The sequence below is a fragment of the Pseudomonas sp. B20 genome (genome assembly GCF_020515755.1).
In the GTDB taxonomy this organism is placed as follows: Bacteria; Pseudomonadota; Gammaproteobacteria; order Pseudomonadales; family Pseudomonadaceae; genus Aquipseudomonas; species Aquipseudomonas syringae.
Genome location: NZ_JAHPJG010000003.1, coordinates 1 through 25,071 on the forward strand (window position 1 = coordinate 1; position 25,071 = coordinate 25,071).

At 59.3% G+C, this 25,071-nt stretch carries 22 protein-coding genes; 3 read left to right on the top strand and 19 right to left on the bottom strand.

Going from position 1 to position 25,071, the window contains the following annotated elements; translation table 11 throughout:
• The 3 genes from recA to LIX91_RS25575 form a co-directional block, all read right to left on the bottom strand.
• The coding region (recA, locus tag LIX91_RS03790; protein ID WP_226455914.1) for a recombinase RecA at positions 1–562 on the bottom strand (562 nt) is incomplete at its 3' end.
• 93 nt (positions 563–655) lie between these two features.
• The gene (locus LIX91_RS03795) at positions 656–1,156 is read right to left on the bottom strand and encodes a CinA family protein (protein WP_032702706.1); all 501 of its coding nucleotides are present in this window, start codon (positions 1,154–1,156) and stop codon (positions 656–658) included.
• A gap of 84 nt (positions 1,157–1,240) precedes the next feature.
• On the bottom strand, positions 1,241–1,369 hold the full coding sequence (locus tag LIX91_RS25575; protein ID WP_004406207.1) for a hypothetical protein: 129 nt from the start codon (positions 1,367–1,369) through the stop codon (positions 1,241–1,243).
• Between the two features lie 274 nt (positions 1,370–1,643).
• Here LIX91_RS25575 and mutS point away from each other — a divergent pair, with 274 nt between their 5' ends.
• Together mutS and fdxA are read left to right on the top strand one after the other, a co-directional pair.
• On the top strand, positions 1,644–4,211 hold the full coding sequence (mutS, locus tag LIX91_RS03800) for a DNA mismatch repair protein MutS (protein WP_161420914.1): 2,568 nt from the start codon (positions 1,644–1,646) through the stop codon (positions 4,209–4,211).
• A 259-nt stretch (positions 4,212–4,470) separates the two neighbouring features.
• Positions 4,471–4,794 (top strand): ferredoxin FdxA, encoded by a 324-nt coding sequence (gene fdxA, locus LIX91_RS03805; protein WP_002554692.1) that lies wholly within the window; start codon positions 4,471–4,473, stop codon positions 4,792–4,794.
• Positions 4,795–5,338: 544 nt separating this feature from the next.
• Here the strand turns inward: fdxA and rpoS are convergent.
• From rpoS to LIX91_RS03845, 8 genes are all read right to left on the bottom strand, one after another.
• Positions 5,339–6,346 (bottom strand): RNA polymerase sigma factor RpoS, encoded by a 1,008-nt coding sequence (gene rpoS / locus LIX91_RS03810; protein ID WP_003314325.1) that lies wholly within the window; start codon positions 6,344–6,346, stop codon positions 5,339–5,341.
• 103 nt (positions 6,347–6,449) lie between these two features.
• Entirely contained in the window at positions 6,450–7,316 is an 867-nt protein-coding gene (locus LIX91_RS03815) for a peptidoglycan DD-metalloendopeptidase family protein (protein ID WP_003409336.1), read from the bottom strand.
• Between the two features lie 206 nt (positions 7,317–7,522).
• The gene (locus LIX91_RS03820) at positions 7,523–8,158 is read right to left on the bottom strand and encodes a protein-L-isoaspartate(D-aspartate) O-methyltransferase (protein ID WP_003364797.1); all 636 of its coding nucleotides are present in this window, start codon (positions 8,156–8,158) and stop codon (positions 7,523–7,525) included.
• 41 nt (positions 8,159–8,199) lie between these two features.
• The gene (surE, locus tag LIX91_RS03825) at positions 8,200–8,949 is read right to left on the bottom strand and encodes a 5'/3'-nucleotidase SurE (protein ID WP_226487998.1); all 750 of its coding nucleotides are present in this window, start codon (positions 8,947–8,949) and stop codon (positions 8,200–8,202) included.
• On the bottom strand, positions 8,937–9,995 hold the full coding sequence (gene truD / locus LIX91_RS03830; RefSeq protein ID WP_046236728.1) for a tRNA pseudouridine(13) synthase TruD: 1,059 nt from the start codon (positions 9,993–9,995) through the stop codon (positions 8,937–8,939). Before truD ends, surE begins: the two co-directional genes overlap by 13 nt.
• Complete coding sequence (ispF, locus tag LIX91_RS03835) at positions 9,992–10,465, bottom strand: 2-C-methyl-D-erythritol 2,4-cyclodiphosphate synthase (protein ID WP_003409333.1); 474 nt, start codon at positions 10,463–10,465, stop codon at positions 9,992–9,994. The genes truD and ispF overlap by 4 nt, the downstream gene beginning before the upstream one ends.
• Positions 10,466–10,518: 53 nt before the next feature.
• Positions 10,519–11,364: an S-formylglutathione hydrolase gene (fghA, locus tag LIX91_RS03840; RefSeq protein WP_046236727.1), complete on the bottom strand. Its 846-nt coding sequence runs from the start codon at positions 11,362–11,364 to the stop codon at positions 10,519–10,521.
• A gap of 96 nt (positions 11,365–11,460) precedes the next feature.
• On the bottom strand, positions 11,461–12,573 hold the full coding sequence (locus LIX91_RS03845; RefSeq protein ID WP_226487999.1) for an S-(hydroxymethyl)glutathione dehydrogenase/class III alcohol dehydrogenase: 1,113 nt from the start codon (positions 12,571–12,573) through the stop codon (positions 11,461–11,463).
• Between the two features lie 104 nt (positions 12,574–12,677).
• On the opposite strand from LIX91_RS03845, the gene LIX91_RS03850 reads away from it, so the two are divergent.
• Positions 12,678–13,574: a LysR family transcriptional regulator gene (locus tag LIX91_RS03850; protein ID WP_226488000.1), complete on the top strand. Its 897-nt coding sequence runs from the start codon at positions 12,678–12,680 to the stop codon at positions 13,572–13,574.
• 9 nt (positions 13,575–13,583) lie between these two features.
• On the opposite strand, the gene ispD is transcribed toward LIX91_RS03850, so the two are convergent.
• The 8 genes from ispD to dnaE all read right to left on the bottom strand — a co-directional run bounded on the left by ispD (position 13,584) and on the right by dnaE (position 25,029).
• A complete protein-coding gene (ispD, locus tag LIX91_RS03855) occupies positions 13,584–14,294 on the bottom strand; it encodes a 2-C-methyl-D-erythritol 4-phosphate cytidylyltransferase (RefSeq protein WP_003314316.1) in 711 nt (236 codons plus the stop codon).
• Between the two features lie 13 nt (positions 14,295–14,307).
• Entirely contained in the window at positions 14,308–14,586 is a 279-nt protein-coding gene (gene ftsB / locus LIX91_RS03860) for a cell division protein FtsB (RefSeq protein WP_003314315.1), read from the bottom strand.
• Between the two features lie 190 nt (positions 14,587–14,776).
• The gene (gene eno / locus LIX91_RS03865; RefSeq protein ID WP_003364816.1) at positions 14,777–16,063 is read right to left on the bottom strand and encodes a phosphopyruvate hydratase; all 1,287 of its coding nucleotides are present in this window, start codon (positions 16,061–16,063) and stop codon (positions 14,777–14,779) included.
• A gap of 139 nt (positions 16,064–16,202) precedes the next feature.
• Positions 16,203–17,048 carry a 3-deoxy-8-phosphooctulonate synthase gene (gene kdsA, locus LIX91_RS03870; protein ID WP_003314314.1) on the bottom strand — a complete coding sequence of 282 codons (846 nt, stop codon included), beginning with the start codon at positions 17,046–17,048 and terminating at the stop codon, positions 16,203–16,205.
• Positions 17,049–17,062: 14 nt separating this feature from the next.
• A complete protein-coding gene (locus tag LIX91_RS03875) occupies positions 17,063–18,694 on the bottom strand; it encodes a CTP synthase (RefSeq protein ID WP_003364819.1) in 1,632 nt (543 codons plus the stop codon).
• Between the two features lie 263 nt (positions 18,695–18,957).
• A complete protein-coding gene (gene tilS / locus LIX91_RS03880) occupies positions 18,958–20,295 on the bottom strand; it encodes a tRNA lysidine(34) synthetase TilS (protein ID WP_226488001.1) in 1,338 nt (445 codons plus the stop codon).
• 136 nt (positions 20,296–20,431) lie between these two features.
• Complete coding sequence (gene accA / locus LIX91_RS03885) at positions 20,432–21,379, bottom strand: acetyl-CoA carboxylase carboxyl transferase subunit alpha (protein ID WP_003339568.1); 948 nt, start codon at positions 21,377–21,379, stop codon at positions 20,432–20,434.
• Positions 21,380–21,507: 128 nt separating this feature from the next.
• Positions 21,508–25,029, bottom strand: coding sequence for a DNA polymerase III subunit alpha (dnaE, locus tag LIX91_RS03890; RefSeq protein ID WP_003415548.1), 3,522 nt, complete (start codon positions 25,027–25,029; stop codon positions 21,508–21,510).
• Between the last annotated feature and the right edge of the window lie 42 nt (positions 25,030–25,071).

Genomic DNA, 25,071 nt, shown 5'->3' on the forward strand with positions numbered 1-25,071 from the left:
CCAGGCAGTTGGCGTTCTTGATGTTGCCGGTGATCTTGCGCAGCGCCTGCGACATCAGACGCGCCTGCAGACCCACGTGCATGTCACCCATTTCGCCTTCGATCTCTGCCTTGGGCACCAGCGCAGCAACGGAGTCGACCACGATCACGTCAATGGCGTTGGAGCGCACCAGCATGTCGGTGATTTCCAGCGCCTGCTCACCGGTGTCCGGCTGCGAAACCAGCAGGTCGTCGACGTTGACGCCCAGCTTGCCGGCGTATTCCGGATCCAGTGCGTGCTCGGCGTCGACAAAGGCGCAGGTAGCACCCATTTTCTGGGCCTGAGCGATGACCGACAGCGTCAGTGTGGTTTTACCGGAAGACTCAGGACCGTAGATTTCCACGATCCGGCCTTTCGGAAGACCACCAATACCGAGTGCGATATCCAGACCCAGCGAACCGGTGGAGATGGCAGGGATCGCCTGGCGATCATGATCGCCCATGCGCATCACGGCGCCTTTACCGAACTGACGCTCGATCTGACCCAAGGCCGCAGCCAAGGCTTTCTTCTTGTTGTCGTCCATTGAAGTCCTCACGTAATCAAATTCAATTAGGGCCTTGATGGCCACAACACCTGTATAAGTAGACAGTATTATTCCACAGCAGTGAGCGCGCGCCTACCCCTGTTTTGGCATTTCTCCGCGCGCAAGCTGTATCAGCCCGTGCAGCGCGGCTTCGACCGTCTGTCGACGGACCTGATCACGGTCGCCATCGAAGTGGCAACGCCGGGCGATCAGCGCATCATCCTTGCCCCAGCACAGCCACACGGTACCGACCGGTTTGTCCGGCGAACCGCCGCCGGGCCCTGCGACACCACTGACCGCTACGGCGAATCGTGCACCACTTTCACGCTGTGCGCCTCGCACCATGGCTTCGACAACCGCCTGGCTGACTGCCCCGACCTGTTCGAACAACACCTCGGGCACCCCTAACTGGCGGGTCTTCTGGGCATTCGAATAGGTCACGTAGCCCGCTTCGAACCACGCCGAGCTGCCGGCAATGCGCGTGATCGCTTCAGCGATTCCGCCCCCCGTACAGGATTCGGCAGTGGTCACTTGCGCGTTCATTGCGCCCAGAAGCTTGCCAAGCATATCGGCAAGCCCGGTTATCTCATTCACGGTGTAATCGTTCATGCTGGAAAGCCTGTAAAGGTGAATCCTGAGGCGGCGCACCTGCCGCGCAACGGGGCTGAGCATGCTGCTTTACTTGTCATTTTTCCTGCGCCCGGGCTTTTTGACCGTTTCCACCGTGGTTTCTCTCGGCCTTTTTCTGGCTTCTTCCAAAGGGATGAAGCGCCCGCTGACAGAATCTCTTGCTCGTTTGTTCTTCATATAAAAGTCCTTTTTTATAAGTTACCGCCCGGTGATCGAGCGGCAGCGATGAAAGTCTATACGGCAAATCGGGATGCATGGCTGTCTGGAAACGCCCGGTCACCAATACGCAGGAAGCCACGCTGTCACTGCACCACCCGGTCGAGCGTGATAACCTTGCCGCCATCGCACATACCCGGCAGACGCCCCTTGCTTCAGACAAGGGCCACCCGTCGCGTCTCAAGGTTGCCTCACTCCTCTCAAGAACTTGCCTAAGCCACTGATGAATAAAGCAATTTCCGACCTCTCCGCACACACTCCGATGATGCAGCAGTACTGGAAACTCAAAAACCAGCACCTGGATCAACTGATGTTTTATCGCATGGGCGATTTCTACGAGATCTTCTACGAAGACGCGAAGAAAGCCGCCAAGCTGCTGGACATAACCCTGACCGCACGCGGCCAGTCGGCAGGTCAGAGCATTCCCATGTGCGGGATTCCCTACCACGCAGCCGAGGGTTATCTGGCCAAGCTGGTGAAACTGGGCGAATCGGTGGTGATCTGCGAGCAGATCGGCGACCCCGCCACCAGCAAGGGGCCGGTGGATCGCCAGGTGGTGCGGATCATCACGCCAGGGACCATCAGCGATGAGGCCCTGCTCGACGAGCGCCGCGATAACCTGATCGCCGCCGTGCTGGGTGACGAACGCCTGTTCGGCCTGGCAGTACTGGACATCACCAGCGGCAACTTCAGCGTGCTGGAGATCAAGGGCTGGGAGAACCTGCTGGCCGAGCTCGAGCGCATCAACCCGGTCGAGTTGCTGATTCCGGATGACTGGCCACAAGGTCTGCCTGCCGAGAAGCGCCGCGGTTCTCGACGTCGCGCGCCCTGGGATTTCGAGCGCGACTCAGCCCATAAAAGTCTGTGTCAGCAGTTTGCAACCCAGGACCTGAAGGGGTTCGGTTGCGAAAACCTGACACTGGCCATCGGTGCTGCCGGCTGCCTGCTCAGCTATGCCAAGGAAACCCAGCGCACCGCCCTGCCTCATTTACGCAGCCTGCGTCACGAACGTCTCGACGATACCGTGATCCTCGATGCAGCCAGTCGCCGTAACCTGGAACTGGACACCAACCTGTCCGGAGGCCGTGACAACACCCTGCAATCGGTCATGGACCGCTGCCAGACCGCGATGGGGACACGCCTGTTGACCCGTTGGCTGAACCGGCCGTTGCGCGACCTGACCATCCTTCAGGCACGCCAGACGTCGATCACCTGCTTTCTGGAACGCTATCGCTTCGAAAACCTGCAGCCACAGCTCAAGGAAATCGGTGACATAGAGCGGATTCTGGCGCGTATCGGCCTGCGTAACGCGCGGCCACGTGACCTCGCCCGCCTGCGCGACGCACTGAGCGCCCTGCCCGAACTGCAACAGGCGATGACCGATCTGGACGCGCCGCACCTGCAGCAACTTGCGCAGACGGCCAGCACCTATCCCGAGCTGGCCGACCTGCTGCAGCGCGCGATCATCGACAATCCGCCTGCCGTCATCCGCGACGGCGGCGTTTTGAAGACTGGCTACGACGCTGAACTGGATGATCTGCAGTCGCTGAGCGAAAACGCCGGTCAGTTCCTGATCGACCTGGAAGCCCGCGAAAAAGCCCGCACCGGTCTTGGCAACCTGAAAGTCGGCTACAACCGCGTGCATGGCTATTTTATCGAGCTGCCAAGCAAGCAGGCCGAGCAGGCGCCGGCAGATTACATACGCCGCCAGACCCTGAAGGGTGCCGAACGCTTTATCACGCCCGAGCTCAAGGAGTTCGAAGACAAGGCGTTGTCGGCCAAGAGCCGCGCGCTGGCTCGGGAAAAGATGCTCTACGAAACACTGCTCGAAGACCTGATCGGCCATCTTGCGCCGCTTCAGGATACCGCTGCGGCGCTGGCCGAACTGGACGTGCTGAGCAACCTTGCGGAGCGCGCGCTGAACCTGGACCTCAATTGCCCACGCTTTGTCGCCGAACCGTGCATGCGCATCGAGCAGGGTCGCCATCCGGTCGTTGAACAGGTCCTGAGTACGCCTTTCGTTGCCAACGACCTGGCGCTGGACGACAGCACGCGCATGCTGGTCATCACCGGCCCGAACATGGGCGGTAAATCGACCTATATGCGTCAGACGGCGCTGATCGTGCTGCTGGCCCATATCGGCAGCTTCGTTCCCGCTGCCAGCTGCGAACTGTCGCTGGTCGACCGGATCTTCACCCGCATCGGCTCCAGCGACGACCTGGCGGGCGGACGCTCGACGTTCATGGTCGAAATGAGCGAAACGGCAAACATCCTGCACAACGCCACCGATAAAAGTCTGGTATTGATGGACGAAGTCGGACGCGGCACCAGTACCTTCGACGGCCTGTCGCTGGCCTGGGCGGCAGCTGAATGCCTCGCGCAACTGCGTGCCTACACACTGTTCGCCACGCACTATTTCGAACTGACGGTGTTGCCGGAAAGCGAACCGCTGGTGACCAATGTGCACCTCAACGCCACCGAGCATAATGAGCGCATCGTGTTCCTGCACCGCGTACTGCCAGGGCCTGCGAGCCAGAGCTACGGACTGGCCGTGGCGCAACTGGCCGGTGTGCCGGGCAAGGTCATCAGCCGCGCCAAGGAGCACTTGCAGCGTCTGGAAACCACCAGCCTGCCGCACGAGCAGCCGCGCGCCAAACCCGGCAAGCCGGCCGTCCCGCAGCAGAGCGATATGTTCGCAAGTCTGCCGCACCCGGTGCTCGACGAGCTGTCGAAGGTCAAGGTCGACGATATGACCCCGCGACAGGCACTGGATTTGCTATACACATTGCAAACTCGCCTGTGACGTGAAGCATTACATACTGTTAGAATCCCGCGCGGTTTGGGACGCTCTCGGCTTTTAGCCTGGTCGAGGCGTTTTTCGAGCCGCGTGAAAATGCAGCGAACCGCCGGTAGGTAGCAGGGACAGGTAGTAGACGACGCAGTCTTACTGCCTCAAGGCCACCCACCAAAAGCACGTGTTTTCATAGGGCCGGGAAACCTCCCGAACCTGGCACCCCTGTCTGGAAGGGCTCTGCCGCAGCCGCCTGAGGAGAAAATTAGAAATGACCTTCGTCGTCACCGACAACTGCATCAAGTGCAAGTACACCGACTGCGTAGAAGTCTGTCCGGTGGACTGCTTTTACGAAGGCCCGAATTTCCTGGTGATCCACCCGGACGAGTGCATCGACTGCGCGCTCTGCGAGCCAGAGTGCCCTGCCGTAGCCATCTATTCGGAAGACGAGATCCCTGCCGGCATGGAAAACTTCATCGAGCTGAATGCCGAGCTTGCCGAAGTCTGGCCCAACATCACCGAAAAGAAAGATGCGATGCCGGATGCGGCAGAGTGGGATGGCAAAACAGGCAAGATCGCTGATCTGGAACGCTAGATTCCATACAGACAAAAGGCCCTCAAGAGGGCCTTTTTTGTTGAAGACGATTTTCTGCAAACAAAAAAAGGGGCGGTATGACCCGCCCACATTTTTCCTTGATCCCTGTATTCCCTTGTCATCGTCCTGATGAATCGCATCCCGCGATATCCCTGACCGTCATCCTTGATGGCCTGTGCCTGTCCGTCGGCACAGCTTCGATATTAGAGATTTAACCCTGGAGAGCAACACCCGAAACGCTCCAGAATATTTCCTGAACAGTCAGCTTTCAAAATTTAAAACTCTTCTAAAACAACACCTTGCGATGAAAAAACCGACGAATTGGCAACAAGCCTCACTCCGCTTACCTGAATGACTTACAGCAAGCGTACGCAATGACTTACAGGCTTTGAAACCTCTGAGTACAAGCACCCCGTTATCGACCAGGCAGAACAGCGTCGGCTGACAGGACGCGCAGCAACATTGAAATTATGGAAGACATATAAAAAGGCCGATATACACACACTGTGTCATATCGGCCCTGGATGGATGCTGCGGAAGGGAATTACTGGAAGAGAGACTCGCTGGACAGACCGTTTTTCTCAAGGATCTCACGCAGGCGCTTGAGTCCTTCGACCTGAATCTGCCTTACACGCTCACGCGTCAGACCGATCTCAAGCCCTACATCTTCAAGCGTGCTGCTTTCATGCCCGCGCAAGCCAAAGCGGCGAATCACCACCTCGCGCTGCTTCTCGGTCAGTTCAGACAGCCATTGATCGATGCTTTGTGAGAGATCGTCGTCCTGCAGCAGCTCGCAGGGGTCTGTCGGACGGTCGTCGGTCAAGGTATCAAGCAGCGTCTTGTCCGAATCCGGCCCCAGCGAAACGTCCACCGAGGAGACACGCTCGTTCAGGCCCAGCATGCGCTTGACCTCGCCTACCGGTTTTTCCAGCAGGTTGGCAATCTCTTCAGGAGAGGGTTCGTGATCCAGCTTCTGAGTCAGCTCTCTGGCCGCACGCAGATAAACGTTCAGCTCCTTGACCACATGAATCGGCAGCCGGATGGTCCGCGTCTGATTCATGATCGCGCGTTCGATGGTTTGACGAATCCACCAGGTAGCGTAGGTCGAAAAACGAAAGCCGCGCTCCGGGTCGAACTTCTCGACCGCCCGGATCAACCCCAGGTTGCCCTCCTCGATCAGATCAAGCAATGACAGCCCACGATTGACATAGCGTCTGGCAATTTTCACTACCAACCGCAGATTGCTTTCAATCATGCGTTTGCGCCCGGCCGGGTCTCCACTTTGCGACAGGCGCGCAAAATGCACTTCTTCTTCCGGGGACAATAGAGGAGAAAAACCGATCTCATTGAGGTACAGCTGGGTAGCATCGAGCGCCCGCGTGTAGTCAATGTACTTGTGTTGTTTGAGCGATGTTGAATGCTTGACCTTGGTACGTCCCGAGACAGCGGCTGGCTGCTTCTCGTTTGACGCTTCCTTCAGGACAATGCCGGCTTCCATAAGGAGCACTTCATCATCGATGTCAAACTCCGGCGCTTCGTTGCCAAGAGCCATTGTTTTAGTCCTTTGGTGAGTTCGACCTCAAGCTCCAGCATCGCCTGGTTCCATGGCAACGCTTGAGCCTGTTCCTATTACGCCAGGAACAGGCTGACAACTATCAACGACGTGGCAAGAATCCTAACGGATCTACAGGTTTCCCTTGGCGGCGAATCTCAAAATGCAGTTTCACCCGGTCAGTTCCTGTTGACCCCATTTCGGCAATCGTCTGCCCTGCCTTGACCTGTTGTCCTTCCCGTACCAAAAGCCTGCGGTTATGACCGTAGGCACTGACGTAGGTATCGCTGTGTTTGATGATGATCAATTCGCCGTAGCCCCGTAATCCACTTCCGGCGTAAACAACTGAACCATCAGACGCTGCCAAAACAGGCTGTCCCAAATCACCAGCGATATCAATTCCTTTATTCAAACTGCCGTTTGAGGAAAATTTTCCTATCAAAATGCCACTCGAAGGCCAGGTCCAACCCGTCGGAGACTTGCCAGCCGGGCCTGTCCCGGTGGTCGCCGACGGAGGTATAACCACGGGTACAACCGCAACGGGTTTGGACATCACCGTGGTTTTGACGGATCCGGAGCTGCTGGTCGTGGTCGATGTGGACGTCACTGGACGCCCGCCGCCCGACGTTGAAACCACGCTCGGCGTTGAAGAGGAGCGTCCGTCAAAGCGAATTGTCTGACCAGGCTTGATGGTAAACGGCTCGGGAATCTGGTTGCGGGCAGCCAGCGCCTTCCAGTCCCAGCCGTAACGAAATGCAATGGAAAAAAGTGTGTCGCCGCGCCTGACCACGTATTGCCCAGTGGTCACCGTCGGGCGCTGGGCCACGGCATTGCCGTTGCGATCAACGACGCGAACGCCGCCTGAAGGCGAGCTGGAGCAGCCGACCAAAAGGACACTGAGAGCAATGCCAATCACCAGACGCTGATAACTTCTTGAAGACCTGAGCTGCTGAATGACTGTGAGACTCACCCGCCACTCCCTTTACTGGTGACTGAATTCAAAAAAGATGCCTATTGTGCCGTAATAGCGACGGGCAGCCAGTGATATCCGCTGAAAAACGCTGTTAAGTATCAATCAGCTGCGTGGGAATGATGCCATCAGGCCATTTAACATTCCGGGCCGCGCGCTGTAGACCGATGACTGACGCCAGAATTCATTGTTACCGCAGACAATCTTCAAGCGATGGGTCCGTTGAGCAGTGGCACGAAGCGCACAGCCCCCAGCACGTGCCGGGAAAAACCGTGTTCTTCACGGATGATCAGCATCAACTGCTGAACTTCCCCCGAGCCCACGGGGATGACCAATCGGCCTCCCGGTGCCAGTTGATCGAGCAATGCCTGCGGTACATCGGTGGCCACCGCCGTGACGATGATGCCGTTATACGGCGCCAGGGCTGGCCAGCCCTCCCAGCCGTCACCCCAGCGGAACACCACGTTGCGCAGGTTGAGTTCGACCAGACGCTCCTTGGCGCGATCCTGAAGCACCTTGATGCGCTCGACGGAAAACACTCGCTCCACCAACTGCGCCAGCACAGCAGTCTGATAGCCGGACCCGGTACCGATCTCCATGACCTTGTCCAGCGGCCCGGCTGCCAACAGCAGCTCACTCATCCGCGCGACCATGTAAGGCTGGGAAATGGTCTGGTTGTGGCCGATGGGCAATGCGGTGTCTTCATAGGCGCGATGCGCCAGCGCTTCATCGACAAACAGATGCCGGGGCGTCTTGCGAATGACGTCCAGTACCCGCTGGTTGGAAATGCCCTCTTCGCAGAGGCGTTGAATCAGACGCTCGCGGGTACGCTGCGACGTCATTCCGATCCCTCGACGCAATAGATCATCCTGCTCGCGTGACATCAACGAAGTCCCTCCAGCCAGGTGTTCAGGCTGCTGAATCCGTCCTGATAGGTTCTATCCAGCTGCAACGGCGTGATCGATACGTAGCCTTGTACGACCGCATGAAAGTCGGTCCCGGTACCGCCGTCCTCGACGTCGCCGGCAGCAGCGATCCAGTAGCCGGCGCGGCCACGCGGGTCGACGACTCTGATCGGTGCTGCAGCGCGGGCACGATGCCCCAATCGGGTCAATTGAATGCCGCGGATATGCTCGAGCGGCAGGTTGGGAATATTCACGTTCAATACCGTGCGGGGTGGCAGGTCGAGTTGCTCATGGGCCTCGACCAGCAAGCGCGCGTAATGCGCCGCCGTCGCCAGATTATCCGGCTGACGTGACAGAAACGAAAAGGCAAACGACGGGCGCTGCAGAAAACGCCCTTCAAGGGCTGCAGCAACCGTTCCGGAATACAGTACATCGTCGCCCAGATTGGCCCCCAGGTTGATGCCTGAAACCACCATGTCCGGTTGACGCTCCAGTAGCCCGTGAATGCCCAGATGCACGCAGTCGGTGGGCGTACCGTTGACACTGATGAAGCCATTTTCCAGGGTGTGCGGATGCAGGGGCCGGTCGAGTGTCAGAGAACTGCTGGCACCACTTTTGTCCTGATCAGGCGCAATCACCACGCAGTCGGCGTAGTTCGCCAACGCCGCATGGAGCGCGACAAGACCGGGCGCATTCACCCCGTCATCATTTGATATCAGAATACGCATGAGCTGTCCGTCTGCCCAACCGGCACCAGATCGATGAGTTCGCGGACCAAAACGGTCGCGAAACATCCGGGCGGAAGGACGAATTCCAGTTGCAGAATGTCAGACTCGGGATAATGCCACGTCAGCCGCCCAATGGGCAGTCGCAGGATGCGCCGTTCGTGCTCCATGCCCGCTCTGACCAGCCAGTCACGCAACACGGATTCGTCATCGGCAACGGTATTTTCCAGCGCTGCCGTCGCACCGCCAGCTGGCGAAGGGCCTTCACCCCATTGAGGTCCGGTGGGGTGCAGATCGAGGATCGCCAGACGAGGATCGCTGCATTCATCCACCCCGGCCGGGAAAAAGCTGCGGCTGTCGGTGAACGCCAGCAAATCACCGACCTGAGCCTTCTGCCAGCTGCCATCGGCAACCCGAGCGGCCAACACTCGGTTAAACAGGTAACTGCGCGCCGTGGACAACAGTCGCGAACGCACCGCGCGTTGCTCAGGCAGCGCCTTGCGGGCGGCGTAATCGCGTGCCTCGCCAAGATTTCCGCCCTGATAGCCGAAACGCTGCGTGCCGAAATAATTGGGAATACCCTGCCGTACAATGGTTTCAAGACGCTGATTCAAGGCGTCCTTGTCTGCATCCAGCTGGGTCAGACGCAACGTGAAGCCATTGGCCGCGTGGGCGCCGCGTTGCAGTTTGCGTTTGTGGCGGCCACTTTTGAGAATCTGCAGCGTGTCGTCCTGCGCAGCGGACAGATCAGGATCGGCCTTGCCAGGCAACTGAATGCTGAACCACTGGCGGGTCAGTGCCTGGCGATCCTTTAGCCCGGCGTAGCTGACTGTGCGCAGCTGGACGCCCGCAGCCCTGGCCAGTCGGCGGGCCGCCTCTTCCGTGTTCAGACCGCGCTTCTCGACCCATAGCCACAAGTGCTCGCCATCCCCGGAAAGCGGAATGTCCAGCACTTCGTCGACCTGAAAGTCTTCGGCAGTCGCCTTGAGGACTGCACGCCCCAGTGCCTCGCCGTAAGCTCGCGGGCCCAGCAGTTCACGTTCATTCATGCGCGCAGCAACAACGCAACGGCATGCACCGCGATGCCTTCTTCACGCCCGGTAAAGCCAAGCTTTTCAGTCGTCGTGGCCTTGACGTTGACCTGATCCGGCTCAACCTGAAGGTCTGCAGCGATCAATGCACGCATGGCATCAATGTGCGGCGCCATTTTCGGTGCCTGAGCGACGATGGTGGCGTCGACATTACCGACCTTCCAGCCTTTGCCATGAATCAACGTAAGGACATGACGCAGCAGTACGCGGCTGTCGGCGCCTTTGAACTGCGGATCCGTGTCGGGAAAGTGCTTGCCGATATCGCCCAGCGCTGCGGCACCCAGAAGCGCATCGCTCAAGGCATGCAGCAGGACATCGCCATCGGAATGGGCCAGCAGGCCGAACCCGTGTGCAATCCGCACGCCGCCCAAGGTAATGAAGTCGCCTTCAGCGAAACGGTGCACATCAAAGCCATGGCCAATACGCATAAAAAAACGCCCTGAAAAAAGTCAGGGCGTGATTCTACCTGCTTTGGCGCGCGTTAGCTGTTCAAGGCTGCAGCGTGATGCCTGAGATGGTCTTCGATGAAGCTGGCGATGAAGAAATAGCTGTGGTCGTAACCTGGCTGCATGCGCAGGGTCAGCGGATAGTCCGCAGCCTTGGCCGCCTGAACCAGCACCTCGGGCTTGAGCTGGTTGACCAGAAAATCATCACGATCGCCCTGATCGACCAGGGTCGGCAGCTTTTCGGACGCCTGCGCAATCAGCACGCTGGCATCCCACTCGCGCCAGCGAGAACGGTCTTCGCCCAGATAACGGGAGAATGCCTTTTGCCCCCAGGGGCAATCGATCGGATTACTGATCGGCGAGAACGCTGATACCGAACGATAGCGACCAGGATTACGCAATGCGCAGACCAGCGCGCCGTGACCGCCCATCGAGTGCCCGCTGATGCTGCGCACCTGTGACGCCGGGAAATGCCCCTCGATCAGCGTCGGCAGTTCCTTGACCACGTAATCATGCATTTGGTAATGCCGCGCGTAAGGCTGCTCGGTGGCGTTGAGGTAGAAGCCCGCGCCTTGACCGAAGTCCCAGGCGCCGTCAGGGTCATCTGCCACGTCAGCACCGCGCGGGCTGGTATCAGGCGCCACGATGATGATGCCCAGCTCGGCCGCCAGTCGATGGGCGGCGGCTTTCTGCATGAAATTTTCATCCGTGCAGGTCAGGCCGGACAGCCAGTACAACACCGGCAGCTTGCCGCCCTGCTCCGCCTGTGGCGGCAGATAGACGGCAAACACCATGTCACAACCGAGCACCTGAGAATGGTGCTTGTAGCGCTTGTGCCAGCCGCCGAAGCTCTTTTGGCAGGAAATATTTTCCAAAGGCATGTGATGTCCTCCAGCTGCAAGCTATAAGCCGCAAGCTACAAGCAGGTAAGAGACCTTCGTGCTTGCCGCTTGGAGCTGACAGCTTGCCGCTGCTCCTTAAAAATGAATGACCGTGCGGATGCTTTTGCCTTCATGCATCAGGTCGAACGCCTTGTTGATGTCTTCCAGGCACATGGTGTGGGTGATGAACGTATCCAGCGGGATTTCACCGGTCTGCGCCATGTCCACATAGCTCGGCAATTCGGTACGGCCACGCACGCCGCCAAACGCCGAACCGCGCCAGACGCGCCCGGTCACCAGCTGGAATGGACGGGTAGCGATTTCCTGACCGGCACCGGCCACGCCGATGATGACCGACTCGCCCCAGCCCTTGTGGCAGGATTCCAGCGCTGCACGCATCAGTTGCACATTACCGATGCACTCAAACGAGAAGTCGACGCCGCCATCGGTCATGTCGACGATGACTTCCTGGATCGGACGGTCGAAATCCTTCGGATTGACGCAATCAGTCGCGCCCAGCTGTTTGGCGATCTCGAACTTGGCCGGATTGATGTCGATGGCGATGATGCGAGCCGCCTTGGCTTTGGCCGCACCGATCAATGCCGAGAGGCCAATACCGCCCAGACCGAAAATGGCCACGGTATCGCCAGGCTTGACCTTGGCGGTGTTGAGCACCGCACCGATACCGGTGGTGACACCGCAACCCAGCAGGCAGACTTTTTCCAGCGGTGCCTGCTTGTCGATTTTGGCCACCGAGATTTCCGGCAGTACGGTGTATTCGGAGAAGGTCGAGGTGCCCATGTAGTGGAAAATCGGCTCGCCCTTGTAGGAAAAGCGCGTGGTGCCATCCGGCATCAGGCCTTTACCCTGAGTGGCACGAATCGCCTGACACAGGTTGGTCTTGCCCGAACGACAGAACTTGCACTGACGGCATTCCGGGGTGTACAGCGGAATCACGTGGTCACCGACCACTACCGAGGTCACGCCCTCACCCACCGCCTCTACAATCGCACCACCTTCGTGGCCGAGGATCGATGGAAAGATCCCTTCAGGGTCAGCCCCGGACAGTGTGTAGGCATCGGTGTGGCAAACGCCGGAGGCCACTACTCTGAGCAGCACTTCTCCCGCCTTGGGCATGGCGACATCGACTTCAACGATCTCCAATGGCTTTTTGGCTTCAAAAGCGACAGCAGCGCGCGACTTGATCATCAATCTTCTCCGACGGGTAAAAACAAGGATTGCAGTGTAGTACAGTGCCAATTGACGAGTAATGCGGCTAAAAGCAAAACATTAATGCTGTACAGGGATAATCGATGTACACCAATCGTTGGGAAGGTCTGGATGAGTTCGTTGCGGTCGCGGAATGCGGGCAGTTCACGGCGGCGGCTCTGCGGCTCGGGGTCTCCTCGTCGCACGTCAGCCGTCAGATCGTGCGCCTTGAAGAACGCCTGCAGACCCGTCTGCTCTACCGCAGTACGCGCAAGGTCGCGCTCACCGAAGCCGGTCAGACCTTTCTGCATCACTGCCAGCGCCTGCAGGACGGCCGCGAGGAAGCTCTGCGCGCGGTGGGCGATCTGGCCAGCGAACCCAAGGGGTTGTTGCGCATGACCTGCGCCGTGGCCTATGGCGAGCGCTTCATCACGCCGCTGGTCACGCGTTTCATGGACCTGTACCCGCACCTGCGGGTCGATATCGAGCTGAGCAACGACACGCTGGACCTGGTTCATGAAGGCATGGACCTGGCGATTCGTCTGGGTCGGCTGCAGGACTCGCGTCTGGTCGCAACCCGCCTCGCGCCACGGCAGATGTACCTGTGTGCTTCGCCGTCCTACATCGAGCGTTACGGCAGACCGCACAGCCTTTCGGAACTCAATCGCCATAATTGCCTGATCGGAGGCAACGATACCTGGCAGCTCCAGCAGAACGGACGTGAGTTTTCCCAGCGCGTGCAAGGCAACTGGCGCTGTAACAGCGGCCAGGCCGTGCTGGATGCCGCGTTGCACGGCGTCGGTTTGTGTCAGTTGCCGGATTACTACGTGCAGAAACATCTCAACGACGGCACGCTGGTTTCATTGCTGGAGGCGCATCAACCGCCCAACACGGCCGTGTGGGGGCTCTATCCGCAGCAAAGGCACCTGTCACCCAAGGTGCGCAAGCTGGTGGATTATCTTAAGGAAGGATTGGCGATGCGCGATGAGTATCGCCAGTAGCGGACGTGTTTAGCGGCCGAACTCGCTACGGCGTTGACGTAGCCATTCCAGGTCCTCGGGGCGAGTGACCTTGATGTTATCGGAGCGCCCCTCGATCAGGCGGGGCGATTGACCCGCCCACTCAATGGCCGATGCCTCATCGGTGATGCTGACGTTAGAGACCAGGCTGTCCGCCAGGGCGCGATGCAGGGCCCCAAGACGAAACATCTGCGGCGTGAAGGCTTGCCAGATGAGGCTGCGATCCACTGTTTCCAACACACGACCGCTGCTGTCGGCACGCTTGAGCGTGTCGCGGGCCGGCACGGCCAGCAGGCCGCCAACAGGATCATCGGCCAGTTCGCCAAGCAGATTATCCAGATCACTGCGCGCCAGGTTCGGACGCGCAGCGTCATGAACCAGCACCCAGTCATTGTCACTGGCGCCCTGCGCATGCAGGTGCAGCAGCGCATTGAGCACCGAGCCTGAGCGCTCGCTGCCGCCGTCCACGCGCTGAATGCGGGTGTCATGCGCGCAGGGCAATGCAGCCCAGTAAGGGTCGTCCACAGCCAGACTGATCACCAGCCCCTTGAGCCGGGGGTGATCGAGAAAGCAAAGCAGGCTGTGTTCCAGAATTGTCAGGCCGCCCAGTGGCAGGTACTGCTTGGGACGGTCGGCTGCCATGCGGGCGCCAATACCCGCTGCAGGTATCACTGCCCAGAAGGCAGGAAGAAAGTCTTTCATCGCACCAACTTGATTATTGCGCGAGCTGGTAAAGGGTTTCGCCGTCCTTGACCATGCCCAATTCATGTCGGGCACGCTCTTCGACGGTTTCCAGACCTTTTTTCAATTCCATGACCTCGGCATCAAGCACGCGGTTGCGCTCCAGCAGCACCTGATTTTCAGCGTGCTGGTCGGCAATCTGCTGAGTCAGGCTGGCCACTTGCGCGAGGCTTCCGTTACCGACCCAAAGGCGGTACTGCAAGCCAGCCAGCAACAGGAGCAGGACGAGGAACAACCAGTTAGGACTGCGCATTGAAATATCAGGTACCCAGTAAAAAAGACAGCAGAGCCAACGTGAACAACAAACGACTGAGGGCATTGAGCCTGACATAAGCCAGGCTCAATCACTCCAGATTACCGCGGAGCGTCAGCATCGGAGCTGCACAGGCGAGTCAGGGAACCCGAATCCGTGCAGCACTCTGCGTCTTTTTACCATCTATGGCTCAGCCGCGAAACTCGGCACGACCACGATACACAGCCTTGGAGCCCAATTGTTCCTCGATGCGCAGCAATTGGTTGTACTTGGACACGCGATCGGAGCGGCACAGCGAACCGGTTTTAATCTGACCGGCAGAGGTGCCCACAGCGAGGTCGGCAATGGTCGAATCTTCGGTCTCGCCGGAACGGTGAGAGATGATCGCCGTGTAACCGGCAGCCTTGGCCATCTGAATGGCTTCCAGGGTTTCGGTCAGCGTACCGATCTGGTTGAACTTGATCAGGATCGAGTTGGCGATCTTCTTGTCGATGCCTTCCTTGAGGATCTTGGTGTTGGTCACGAACAGGTCGTCACCTACCAGCTGGGTTTTCTCGCCGATCTTGTCGGTGAGGATTTTCCAGCCATCCCAGTCGGACTCGTCCAGACCGTCTTCGATGGAAATGATCGGGTGCTTGCGAGTCAGCTCGGCAAGGTATTCGGCGAACTCGGCAGAGCTGTATTCGCCCTCTTCGCTCAGTTTGTACTTGCCGTTCTTGTAGAACTCGCTCGCTGCGCAGTCCAGCGCCAGGGTCACGTCGGTGCCCAGCGTATAACCCGCATTGGAAACAGCCTCGGCGATAGCGTCGAGCGCTTCCTTGTTGGATGCCAGGTTAGGCGCGAAGCCACCTTCGTCACCCACTGCGGTGTTCAGGCCACGCGCCTTGAGGACCGCTTTGAGGTGATGGAAAATCTCGGTGCCCCAGCGCAGGCCTTCAGCGAAGGACTTGGCGCCGACAGGCTGGATCATGAATTCCTGGATGTCGATGTTGTTATCGGCATGCTCGCCACCGTTGATGATGTTCATCATCGGCACCGGCATGGAGTACACGCCCGGTGTGCCATTGAGGTTGGCGATGTGCGCGTACAGCGGCAGGTCCTGATCCTGTGCCGCCGCCTTGGCAGCTGCCAGGGAGACCGCGAGGATGGCATTTGCGCCCAGGCTTGCCTTGTTTTCGGTGCCGTCCAGCTCGATCATCGCGTGATCCAGCGCCTTCTGGTCGACCGGGTCCTTGCCCAGAAGCAGGTCACGGATCGGACCATTGATATTGGCAACAGCCTTCAGAACGCCCTTGCCCATGTAACGGCTCTTGTCGCCATCACGCAGCTCCAGCGCTTCGCGCGAGCCGGTTGAAGCGCCAGACGGCGCGCAGGCGCTACCGATGATGCCGTTATCGAGGAGCACATCTGCTTCAACGGTTGGGTTGCCACGGGAGTCAAGAACTTCACGACCTTTGATGTCAACGATTTTTGCCATTGTTGTAAACACTCCAGGATTGACGAAAACGACGCAGCGGGAAAACGATGTTCACAGTCAGGCGCAAAAACCGGCAGCCCTGAATGCGACAACCCCGTCACGAATGACGGGGGAACGGCACTTTACCGGAGAACCCTGCTCAAGCGGTCTCTACGATCGGAAAACTCTTTACAAGTTCATCCAGGGACTTGAGCTGGGCCAGGAACGGCTCGAGCTTGTCCAGACGCAGGGCACATGGCCCGTCGCATTTGGCGTTGTCAGGATCCGGATGGGCTTCAAGGAACAGACCGGCCAGATTCTGACTGATACCGGCCTTGGCCAGATCCAGTACCTGGGCGCGACGGCCGCCGGCAGAATCGGAACGTCCGCCCGGCATCTGCAGGGCGTGGGTCACGTCGAACAGGATCGGGTATTCGAACTGCTTCATGATGCCGAAGCCAAGCATGTCCACGACCAGATTGTTGTAACCGAAGCTGGAGCCACGCTCACAGAGAATCAACTGATCGTTACCGGCCTCTTCGCACTTGGTCAGGATGTGTTTCATTTCCTGGGGTGCAAGGAACTGGGCTTTCTTGATGTTGATGACTGCGCCGGTTTTCGCCATCGCGACGACCAGATCGGTCTGCCGCGACAGGAAAGCCGGCAGCTGAATGATGTCGCAGACTTCAGCCACCACGGCGGCCTGATGAGGCTCGTGAACATCGGTGATCAGTGGCACGTTGAAGGTGCGCTTGATCTCTTCGAAAATACGCATGCCTTCTTCAAGGCCCGGCCCACGGTAGGAGTTCACCGAAGAGCGGTTGGCCTTGTCGAAGCTGGCCTTGAACACGTAAGGGATACCGAGCTTTTCGGTGACCTTTACGTATTCTTCACAGACCTGCATGGCCATATCCCGGGATTCGAGTACGTTCATGCCGCCGAACAGCACCATTGGCTTGTCGTTGGCGATCTCGATCGAACCTACGCGGATGATTTTCTGAGCCATGTCTGCAGTCCCTGTCAGGAATTTTTCTGATGTTGAGCCAGTGCCGCCTTGACGAAGCCGCTGAACAGCGGATGACCGTCACGGGGCGTGGAGGTGAATTCCGGGTGGAACTGGCAAGCGACGAACCATGGATGATCCGGTGCTTCGACCACTTCAACCAGCGCGCCATCGCCGGAGCGGCCGGAGATCTTCAGGCCGGCCTCGATCAGTTGCGGCAACAGGTTGTTGTTCACTTCATAGCGATGACGATGACGTTCGACAATCACGTCCTTGGTGTAGCAGTCGTGGACCAGCGAACCGGCTTCAAGCTGGCACTCTTGCGCGCCCAGACGCATGGTGCCGCCCAGATCGGAGCTTTCGGTACGGGTTTCGACTGCGCCGGTGGCGTCTTCCCATTCGGTGATCAGACCCACTACAGCGTGCGCGCTGGTGCGATCGAACTCGGTGGAGTTGGCGTCTTTCCAGCCCAGCACGTTACGCGCGAACTCGATGACCGCGACCTGCATGCCCAGGCAGATACCCAGGTACGGAACCTTGTTCTCACGGGCGAACTGAACGGCAGTGATCTTGCCTTCGACGCCGCGCAGACCGAAGCCACCCGGAACCAGGATCGCGTCCACGCCTTCCAGCAGGCCGGTGCCCTGGTTTTCAATGTCTTCAGAGTCGATGTAACGCAGGTTGACCTTGGTGCGATTGGTGATACCGGCGTGGCTCATGGCTTCGATCAACGACTTGTAGGCGTCGAGCAGCTCCATGTACTTGCCGACCATCGCGATGGTCACTTCGTGTTCCGGGTTGAGCTTGGCGTCGACGACCTTGTCCCACTCGGACAGGTCGGCACCACCACATTGCAGGCCGAAGCGCTCGACCACAAAATCGTCCAGGCCTTGCGAATGCAGAATGCCCGGGATCTTGTAGATGGTGTCCGCGTCTTCGAGGGCGATGACCGCACGCTCTTCGACGTTGGTGAACTGAGCGATCTTGCGACGCGAGGAAACGTCGATAGGGTGGTCGGAACGGCAGACCAGCACATCAGGCTGCAGGCCGATGGAGCGCAATTCCTTCACCGAATGCTGGGTCGGCTTGGTCTTGGTCTCGCCGGCAGTGGCGATGTACGGCACCAGCGTCAGGTGCATCAGCATCGCGCGGCGTGCGCCGACTTCGAAGCGCAACTGGCGGATGGCTTCAAGGAACGGTTGCGACTCGATGTCGCCCACTGTGCCGCCGATCTCGACCAGCGCCACGTCGGCATCGCCTGCACCCTTGATGATGCGGCGCTTGATTTCATCGGTGATGTGCGGGATGACCTGAATGGTCGCGCCCAGGTAATCACCACGGCGCTCTTTGCGCAGGACGTGCTCGTACACACGGCCGGTGGTGAAGTTGTTGTTCTGGGTCATGGTGGTGCGGATGAACCGCTCATAGTGACCAAGGTCCAGGTCAGTCTCGGCGCCGTCGTGAGTGACGAACACCTCACCGTGCTGGAACGGGCTCATGGTGCCTGGGTCCACGTTGATGTACGGATCCAGTTTGAGCATGGTGACCTTGAGTCCCCGCGCCTCCAGGATGGCCGCCAATGAAGCCGAGGCAATGCCTTTCCCCAATGAAGAAACAACACCGCCCGTGACGAAGATGTAGCGCGTCATGAAAAACCCTAGAAGTCTGCGTTAAAGCGGTCAGAGCCGCCGGGGATAGCGAAGGAAGGCCGAAGCCCCCGATTACCGACAAAATTCACGGTGCACTCCCGAAACTGCTGCGTTGAAACCGACCGGCCGAAGCCCGTGTGGTGTGCGCTACATTTTAAGAATTACCCAGTAAATACTGGTTGGTAACCGGCAACTCGTGTCGTTTCAAAAGAGCCGACAGAAGCTGTATCAAGAAGGGAGCGTAGTCTACCTGAAAGGGCCTTTCAGCTCAAACTTTGGTCGCCGGTCGGCGCAACCCAGCGCAAACGCCAGTTTTCATTGGGCGAACCGTCCAGTCCAGGCAGGTTGGCGACCGCCAGCAGCACGTTATCGAGGTACAGCAGCGGCAATCTGCCGCGCAGAAACGCCGGCACTGACTGCTCGTTGAGCAGGCGCTTGAGATCACGGCTGCCACGCCCGTCCAGGCGTAACACTTCACCGCCCTGCCGATAGCGGATTTGCAGACACCCCGACGGCGCCTCGCCTTCCAGAACCACGCGGCCATTGCCGGGCAAGTGCAGCGCCGCACCAGGGTCCGTCCAGTCCACTGCCTGATGACAGAGCGGCTGCCAGTCAGCGGGCACCCACCAGATACAATTCTGCGCCCTGTGCAGCGTTCCATCAGCCAGCCGCCATAACGGACCTGCGTCCTGCGCCGCATCGCGCAATGCCTCCCAGCCAGCCCAGTGATCGGTGTCCGGCAGGCGCGTCAGTGGCGCAAGCCAGTGACGCAGTGCATTGCGCTGCCGGGCTGCGGACAATGCGGCAATCGGCCCGAGACTCAACACCGGCAGGCCAACCCAAGCGAACGACGTTGCAGTCTGCGCGCTGGCAATATCCTGCAGCGCGAGCTCGTCGAGCAATTGCTGCGCTTCGCCGAGGTGGCGTGCAGTACGCGCCAGACTGGCCGCTGCCTGCGGCCATCTGGAGGTCAGCAACGGCAGTACCTGACTGCGCAAAAAATTGCGCGAGAACTGCTGATCGTCATTGCTGGGATCTTCGATCCAGTTCAGCCCGTGCCGACGCGCGTAATCTTCCAATTGCATGCGCGACACATCCAGTAGCGGCCTCAGCAGATGCCCACGCCCCAGCACTCGCTGATCGGGCATGGCAGCCAGACCGCGTACACCTGCGCCGCGCAGCAGACGGAACAGCAGGGTCTCGGCCTGATCGTCGCGATGCTGCCCCGTCAGCAGCACCTCGCCCTCACCCAGCCGCTGGCTGAAGGCGCTGTAACGCGCCTGCCGGGCAGCCTGCTCGAGACTTGCAGCGGGCTCGACCTGAACGCGAACAGACTCGAATGCCACCCCGAGCGTCTTGCAGACCTGCTGACAATGCTCTGGCCAGGCATCGGCAGCGGGCTGCAGACCGTGGTGCACATGGATGGCGTTGAGCGCAGGCAGGGTTTCGCGACTGGCGAGTTCAGCCAGAAGATGCAAAAGCACGGTTGAGTCGAGGCCGCCGGAGAAACCGACATGCCAGACAGGCGCATTACGCCACTTGGCCAAGACTTGAAGAAGCCTGGCAGAAAGATCATGACCGGTGCGTGAGGGGGTGGTCATGGATGTTTTTCACCGACCTGGCGGGTTCGCACACTAACGGCTGCAGTGCTCAAACCCGCCCTTTCGCGAACAGGTTCGCTCCCACGCCCCTCGGGCAGACACCCGCAAGACGTGGGAACAATCGGGGCGACGCAGCTTACAGACCGTAGCTCATCAAGCGGTCATAACGGCGGGCCAGCAGCTCGTCGTTATCGAACTCCTTGAGCATCGCCAGCTGACTGCTCAGCTCTGCGCGAATCAAGGCAGCGGCGGCGACCGGATCACGATGCGCGCCACCCAGTGGCTCGGCGATGACCTTGTCGACGATACCCAGACCTTTCAGGCGGTCAGCGGTGATGCCCATCGCTTCTGCAGCATCCGGGGCCTTCTCGGCGGTCTTCCACAGGATCGACGCGCAGCCTTCCGGAGAGATCACCGCGTAGGTCGAGTACTGCAGCATGTTCAACTGGTCACAGACACCAATCGCCAGCGCACCACCGGAACCGCCTTCACCGATGACGGTAGCGATGATCGGCGTCTTGAGACGGGCCATCACGCGCAGGTTCCAGGCAATGGCCTCGCTCTGGTTGCGCTCTTCCGCGTCGATACCCGGATAGGCGCCCGGCGTATCGATAAAGGTCAGGATCGGCATCTTGAAGCGCTCGGCCATTTCCATCAGACGGCAGGCCTTGCGATAGCCTTCGGGGCGCGGCATGCCGAAGTTGCGGCGAACCTTCTCGCGCACTTCCCGGCCTTTCTGATGGCCGATGACCATGACTGGCTGGTTGTCCAGACGGGCAATACCGCCGACGATCGCCGCATCATCGGAGAAATGACGATCGCCGTGCAGCTCATCGAACTCGGTAAAGATGTTTTCGATGTAGTCCAGCGTGTACGGACGACGCGGATGGCGCGCCATGCGCGCGATCTGCCAGCTGGTCAGGTTGCCGAAGATGCTTTCGGTGAGCGTCTTGCTCTTGTCTTGCAGCCGGGAGATCTCGTCGCCGATGTTCAGCGAGTTGTCGTTACCCACCAAGCGCAGTTCTTCGATTTTGGCCTGCAAGTCAGCGATAGGCTGTTCGAAATCAAGAAAATTCGGGTTCATAGGCATCCGTCTTGGGTCGACGGCCAAGAGGCCGGCCGGTTGATCCGTCTGCGCCGTTCCTGTTCGGAACCGGCGCGTTCAGGTCGAAATTAAAATTCAGGGTTGAGCGCAAGTCGAGCCTGCGACGTTCAACGATACTGGAGAAAGACGTTCTCACGTCCGAACTGGTCACGCAGAGCTTGAATCAAGCTGTCCGCAGGATCAATCCGCCATGCTTCTCCCAATTGCAGCAATGCGCGGGCGTCCTGCCCCGTGTAGTCCACCGTGATCGGACAGGCACCGCGATGGCGCTTGCACAGATCGCCCAGCCAGCGCAGCCGATCGCCCTTGAGCGCTTCGGCACGCACCGTCACACGCAGGCTCTCGGCCAGATTGGTGCGGGCATCCTCGATACTCATGACACGCTTGGCCCGCAAGCGCAGCCCACCGGAGAAGTCATCATTACTGACTTCGCCCTCGACCACCACCATAGCATCGGTCTGCAACAGTGACTGAGCCGAATGGAACGCTTCGGCAAACAGCGACGCCTCAATGCGCGCCGAGCGATCGTCCAGGGTAATGAACCCCATCTTGTCGCCCTTCTTGTTCTTCATGACGCGCAGGGCAATGATCAGGCCTGCGACCGTCTGAGTGTCTCTTGCCGGCTTGAGATCGATGATCCGTTGCCGGGCGAACCGGCGGATCTCGCCTTCATATTCATCGATCGGGTGCCCGGTCAGGTACAGCCCCAGGGTTTCCTTCTCGCCACGCAGACGATCCTTGAGGCTCAGCTCGCGGGTCTTGCGATGGTTGGCGTAGACATCGGCATCCGCTTCGACGAACAGACCGCCGAACAGGTCGGCGTGACCACTGTCATGACTGCGCGCCGTCTGCTCTGCCGCCTGAATGGCTTCTTCCAGCGCGGCAAGCAGCACCGAACGGTTACGGTCGATATTGGCCTGATAGGCCTTGGGCTCCAGTTCGAAGTACGGCCCGAGACGATCCAGCGCACCGCTGCGAATCAGGCCATCCAGGGTGCGCTTGTTGACCCGCTTGAGGTCGACGCGAGCGCAGAAGTCGAACAAGTCCTTGAACGGCCCGCTCTGGCGCGCATCGGTAATCGCCTCGACCGGCCCCTCGCCTACGCCCTTGATCGCACCAAGGCCATAAAGAATACGGCCATCGTCGCTTACCGTGAACTTGAACTCCGAGGTGTTCACGTCCGGCGCGTCGAGGCGCAGCTTCATCGTGCGCACTTCTTCGATCAAGGTCACGACCTTGTCGGTGTTGTGCATATCCGCCGACAACACCGCCGCCATGAACGGCGCCGGGTAGTGAGTCTTCAGCCAGGCAGTCTGGTACGACACCAGCCCGTAGGCTGCGGAGTGGGACTTGTTGAAACCGTAACCGGCGAACTTTTCCACCAGGTCGAAGATGTTACCGGCAAGGTCCGGGTCGATGTTATTGGTCTTGCAGCCATCGATGAAACCACCGCGCTGCTTGGCCATTTCCTCGGGCTTTTTCTTACCCATGGCACGACGCAGCATGTCCGCACCGCCAAGGGTGTAGCCGGCCATGACCTGGGCGATCTGCATCACCTGTTCCTGATACAGGATGATGCCGTAGGTCGGTGCCAGTACCGGCTTGAGGCCTTCGTACTGGTAATCGACGTGCGGATAGGACAGCTCGGCGCGACCGTGTTTACGGTTGATGAAGTCGTCGACCATGCCCGATTGCAGCGGGCCGGGACGGAACAGCGCCACCAGTGCGATCAAGTCTTCCAGGCAGTCGGGCTTGAGCTTTTTGATCAGCTCTTTCATGCCACGCGACTCGAGCTGGAACACCGCCGTGGTCTCGGCACGCTGCAGCAACTGATAGGTCGGCATGTCGTCGAGCGGGATGAACGCGATGTCCAGCGGTTCTTCGTTGACCTTGGCGCGGTCGCGGTTGATGGTCTTGAGCGCCCAGTCGATGATGGTCAGGGTACGCAGACCGAGGAAGTCGAACTTCACCAGCCCCGCAGCCTCGACATCGTCCTTGTCGAACTGGGTCACCAGACCGTCACCGGCCTCGTCGCAATAGATCGGCGAGAAGTCGGTCAGCTTGGTCGGGGCAATAACCACACCACCGGCGTGCTTGCCGACGTTACGCACAATGCCTTCGAGCTTGAGCGCCATCTCCCAGATTTCCGCCGCTTCCTCATCGACCTTGAGGAAATCGCGAAGAATCTCTTCCTGCTCGTAGGCTTTTTCGAGGGTCATGCCGACTTCGAACGGGATCATCTTCGACAGACGATCCGCCAGCCCGTAAGACTTGCCCTGCACCCGCGCCACGTCACGCACCACCGCCTTGGCGGCCATGGAGCCGAAGGTGATGATTTGGCTGACAGCGTTGCGACCATACTTCTCGGCCACATATTCGATCACCCGGTCCCGACCATCCATGCAGAAGTCGACGTCGAAGTCGGGCATGGAAACCCGTTCCGGGTTCAGGAAGCGTTCGAACAGCAGGTCGTATTCCAGCGGGTCGAGGTCGGTGATCTTCTGTACATAGGCAACCAGCGATCCGGCACCCGAACCACGACCCGGCCCCACCGGCACGCCGTTGCTCTTGGCCCACTGGATGAAGTCCATCACGATCAGGAAGTAACCGGGGAAGCCCATCTGGATAATGATATCCAGCTCGAAATTCAGCCGGTCGACATACACCTGACGCTTGGCTTCGTAATCTTCGGTCGTGTCCTTGGGCAACAGGACTGCAAGACGCTCTTCCAGACCATCGAAGGAGACCTTGCGGAAATACTCATCGATGGTCATGCCATCGGGAATCGGGAAGTTGGGCAGGAAGTGCGTGCCCAGCTTGACGTCAATGTTGCAGCGCTTGGCAATCTCGACGGTGTTTTCCAGCGCTTCCGGCAGGTCGCTGAACAGCTCGGCCATTTCTTCCGGGCTTTTCAGGTATTGCTGATCGCTGTAATTGTGCGAGCGACGCGGGTCGTCCAGCGCACGGCCTTCACCAATGCATACGCGGGTTTCGTGGGCTTCGAAATCGGCCTGTTTGATGAAGCGCACATCATTGGTCGCCACCAGCGGGGCGCCGTGACGCTCGGCCAGGGCCACCGCAGCGTGCAGATGCTCTTCGTCATTGGCGCGATTGGTACGCTGCACTTCGATGTAGAAGCGGTCAGGAAAGACTTCCAGCCACTCGCGCAACAGTTCATCGGCCTCGCCCGGATTGCCGCCGAGCAAGGCCATGCCGATCTCGCCTTCCTTGGCCGCAGAAAGCGCAATCACGCCTTCGCTGGCCTGCGCGACCCACTGGCGCTGAATGACGATCTGACCGTTACGCTGGCCTTCGATAAAGCCTCGGGAAATCAGCTCGGTCAGGTTGCGGTAACCCTGGGCATTCATGGCCAGCAGGCTGATGCGGCTGAGCGCAGCATCTTCGTCCCTACCCGCCAGCCACAGGTCGACACCGCAGATCGGCTTGATGCCGGAGCCCTGGGCGGCCTTGTAGAACTTGACCAGCGAACACATGTTGTTCTGGTCGGTCACCGCCACGGCGGGCATGTTCATGCCGGTCAGCGCCTTGATCAACGGTTTGACCCGGACCAGGCCGTCAACCAGCGAATATTCGGTGTGCAGGCGTAGATGAACGAAAGAAGCCGGCATGGTGATCCTATAAAACGCGAAAATACAAAAAACGAAGGGCAG

What these genes read in the sequence shown, in the direction of transcription:
- LIX91_RS25575 (WP_004406207.1), bottom strand. Translation starts at nt 1,369, where the DNA reads ATGAAGAACAAACGAGCAAGAGATTCTGTCAGCGGGCGCTTCATCCCT.
- fdxA (WP_002554692.1), top strand. Translation starts at nt 4,471, where the DNA reads ATGACCTTCGTCGTCACCGACAACTGCATCAAGTGCAAGTACACCGAC.
- rpoS (WP_003314325.1), bottom strand. Translation starts at nt 6,346, where the DNA reads ATGGCTCTTGGCAACGAAGCGCCGGAGTTTGACATCGATGATGAAGTG.
- LIX91_RS03820 (WP_003364797.1), bottom strand. Translation starts at nt 8,158, where the DNA reads ATGACGTCGCAGCGTACCCGCGAGCGTCTGATTCAACGCCTCTGCGAA.
- surE (WP_226487998.1), bottom strand. Translation starts at nt 8,949, where the DNA reads ATGCGTATTCTGATATCAAATGATGACGGGGTGAATGCGCCCGGTCTT.
- truD (WP_046236728.1), bottom strand. Translation starts at nt 9,995, where the DNA reads ATGAATGAACGTGAACTGCTGGGCCCGCGAGCTTACGGCGAGGCACTG.
- ispF (WP_003409333.1), bottom strand. Translation starts at nt 10,465, where the DNA reads ATGCGTATTGGCCATGGCTTTGATGTGCACCGTTTCGCTGAAGGCGAC.
- fghA (WP_046236727.1), bottom strand. Translation starts at nt 11,364, where the DNA reads ATGCCTTTGGAAAATATTTCCTGCCAAAAGAGCTTCGGCGGCTGGCAC.
- LIX91_RS03845 (WP_226487999.1), bottom strand. Translation starts at nt 12,573, where the DNA reads ATGATCAAGTCGCGCGCTGCTGTCGCTTTTGAAGCCAAAAAGCCATTG.
- LIX91_RS03850 (WP_226488000.1), top strand. Translation starts at nt 12,678, where the DNA reads ATGTACACCAATCGTTGGGAAGGTCTGGATGAGTTCGTTGCGGTCGCG.
- ispD (WP_003314316.1), bottom strand. Translation starts at nt 14,294, where the DNA reads ATGAAAGACTTTCTTCCTGCCTTCTGGGCAGTGATACCTGCAGCGGGT.
- ftsB (WP_003314315.1), bottom strand. Translation starts at nt 14,586, where the DNA reads ATGCGCAGTCCTAACTGGTTGTTCCTCGTCCTGCTCCTGTTGCTGGCT.
- eno (WP_003364816.1), bottom strand. Translation starts at nt 16,063, where the DNA reads ATGGCAAAAATCGTTGACATCAAAGGTCGTGAAGTTCTTGACTCCCGT.
- kdsA (WP_003314314.1), bottom strand. Translation starts at nt 17,048, where the DNA reads ATGGCTCAGAAAATCATCCGCGTAGGTTCGATCGAGATCGCCAACGAC.
- LIX91_RS03875 (WP_003364819.1), bottom strand. Translation starts at nt 18,694, where the DNA reads ATGACGCGCTACATCTTCGTCACGGGCGGTGTTGTTTCTTCATTGGGG.
- tilS (WP_226488001.1), bottom strand. Translation starts at nt 20,295, where the DNA reads ATGACCACCCCCTCACGCACCGGTCATGATCTTTCTGCCAGGCTTCTT.
- accA (WP_003339568.1), bottom strand. Translation starts at nt 21,379, where the DNA reads ATGAACCCGAATTTTCTTGATTTCGAACAGCCTATCGCTGACTTGCAG.
- dnaE (WP_003415548.1), bottom strand. Translation starts at nt 25,029, where the DNA reads ATGCCGGCTTCTTTCGTTCATCTACGCCTGCACACCGAATATTCGCTG.